The organism is Streptomyces sp. NPDC057428, assembly GCF_042803195.1.
Taxonomy (GTDB): domain Bacteria; phylum Actinomycetota; class Actinomycetes; order Streptomycetales; family Streptomycetaceae; genus Streptomyces.
Genome location: NZ_JBHVCT010000203.1, coordinates 1 through 2234, shown reverse-complemented (window position 1 = coordinate 2234; position 2234 = coordinate 1). Strand labels below are relative to the sequence as shown.

At 70.2% G+C, this 2234-nt stretch carries 2 protein-coding genes and 1 pseudogene; all 3 read right to left on the bottom strand.

The genetic code is table 11. The annotated features are described in order from the left end of the window. Positions 1–122: 122 nt before the first annotated feature. Positions 123–535: pseudogene (locus ACFU5K_RS31695) on the bottom strand (DNA-binding protein). Beyond that, on the bottom strand, positions 532–711 hold the full coding sequence (locus ACFU5K_RS31690) for a hypothetical protein (RefSeq protein WP_384068148.1): 180 nt from the start codon (positions 709–711) through the stop codon (positions 532–534). Before ACFU5K_RS31690 ends, ACFU5K_RS31695 begins: the two are co-directional and overlap by 4 nt. 527 nt (positions 712–1238) lie before the next feature. Next, on the bottom strand, positions 1239–2234 hold a 996-nt coding region (locus tag ACFU5K_RS31685; RefSeq protein WP_384068145.1), incomplete at its 5' end, for an Ig-like domain repeat protein.

Here is a 2234-nt window from a genome sequence, read left to right as displayed (position 1 = left end):
CTGGTGACCAGAACGACAAGAGCCGTATGACGAGAGATCGTCACGTACGGATCTGTGAGGGCCGAGGGGTGAGATTCCCCTCGGCTACTCGGCGGTCTTGACGTAAAGCTGGGCGGTTCCCGTCAGATTTTGATCACGGTGACCCGTGTCCCGCGGAGGGGGTGAGGTCCTCCGGGTCGGAGGTCAGCACGGTGGTGGGACCCGGGGCGGCGAGTGCGGCCGCGGCGAGTATGGCGTCGATGGCGTACTTGCGGCCGTGGTGCCCGGCGTCGGTGAGAAGTGTGGCGGCGTGCCGGGCGAGCGGCTCGGTGACCGGTTCCACGACCAGTCGGGAGAGGGTCCACTCCAGGGCGGGCGGTTGATCCGCGGGTGGATGACCTCGACCAGGGTGGCCGCGGAGGTGATGACCCGGAGATCATCTGCGCGGGCGAGGGCGAGCCAGGCATTGACCGTGCGGTGGCGGGACGGCCTTCGCCAGCCCTTCGCCGTCCAGGGGAAGGAAACCGCCCGGGACTGCGGGGGACGTGTGGGTCACGCGGCGTCCGCCCGGCCCGAGCCCTGCTGTCGCCGGGCCTGGTTGAGCTCGTCGCGCAGGGCTCGGATCTCCTCGTCGGTGACGGGGCCGTGTTCCGCCTCCGCGACGGCGATGAGCTCGTTGAGATTGTCGCGCTGGTACTCCTGGTTGGGATGCTGCCCGGCCTGCGCGATCAGGTAAGTCTCGGTGACCTCTGGGCGCCCTCGACGTCCGGGCAACTGATGCGTCACTGCCTGCCGCCCCGGGTGATATGTGACGCTCCTTTGACGCTGATGGTGCGCGTATCGGGACGAGATGGTGAGACGTATACCGGTTCCGGCGCCTGCCTCGGGTGGACGACGCCGGCAAGCAGGACCAGGAGCGGCCCGTACCAACTGCCGCTTCGGCATTCGGTTGATTGGGGCTGCGGGCCACGTCAACGACGACGGATCGCTCATCGACCTGTGCCTGGACCCCGCGTTGTTCAGCGTGTGGGGATGAGGCAGGACGGACGTGCCGAGCGGCACCCAACGCGGTCGTGGTGATCACTCCGGCGCTGAGCGGCGGCAGCTGCGCGAGTACGGTCTGCGCCGTGCGGATGGCGAACCAACACAGCCGGTACGGCCCCGGCCGTCCGGAAACGAGAACGAACCGGGGCGCGGACACGCCCCGGTTCGGATGTGGCCCGGCTCCCGCGGTCCTCCGCGCGGTCACCGGTGCCCGGTCAGGGAAGGACCGGGAAGAGGACGAGCGTCAGCGGTGCGGTCGCGGACGACGGGGCGTGGCAACTCGTCCCCGCGAAGGACGCGGTGTAGCTCGTCGCCGTGACCACCGTGCTGGAGACCGGCAGTGCCGGCGGGGCCAGTGTCGCCACCCCGCTGGCGTTCGTGAGCGCGGTCCCGAGGACCATGGGCCCGAGCGGCGTGTTCGCCCGGAAGGTGACCAGTTGCCCGGCGAGCGGAGCGGCACTGGAGGTGACCTTGAGCGTGGCGGTCATCGACGGGATGACGAACGTGCCGTTCGCCCTCACGCGGATCTGCGCCGAGCCCGCCGTCAGCGTCGTGGGAGCCCGGTTCACGGTCAGGTTCGCCGTAGCCGCGGAGGGACTGCTGCAGGTGCTTCCGCCGTAGACGGCGGTCACGGTCCCGCTGCTGCCCGCGGTGGTGGTGACGCAGGCACTGCCACCGGCGTTGAGTGCGACGGTCTGGACGAACCCGCCCGGGCCGGTGAAGGTGACCGTTCCGGTCGGGGTGCCGCTACCCGGTGCGACGGCGGTGACCGTGGCGCAGTACGTCACCGGCCGGCCACAGATCACGGGGTTGGGACTGACCGTGAGTACGGTCTTGGTCGGGGCGTTGTTCACCGTCGCGCCCGCGGTCCCCGTCGATGTGGTGAAGCACGCGCTGCCGTTGTAGACGGCCGTGACCGTCCCACTGGCGAGGCTGCTGGTGGTGATGCAGGCGGTGCCGGCGGCGTTCAGCGGGACGGTTGTGTTGAGTCCGCCGGGGCCGGTGAAGGTGACGGTTCCGGTGGGTGTGCCGCTGCCGGGTGCGACGGGGGTGACGGTGGCGCAGACGGTGACGGGCTGGCCGCAGACGGAGGGGTTGGGGTCGACCGTGACTGCAGTGGTGCTGGCCGCCTGGTTGACGGTGACGGGTGCGGTGCCCGTGGACGTGGAGACGCATCCGCTGCCGTTGTAGACGGCTGTGACGGTGCCGGT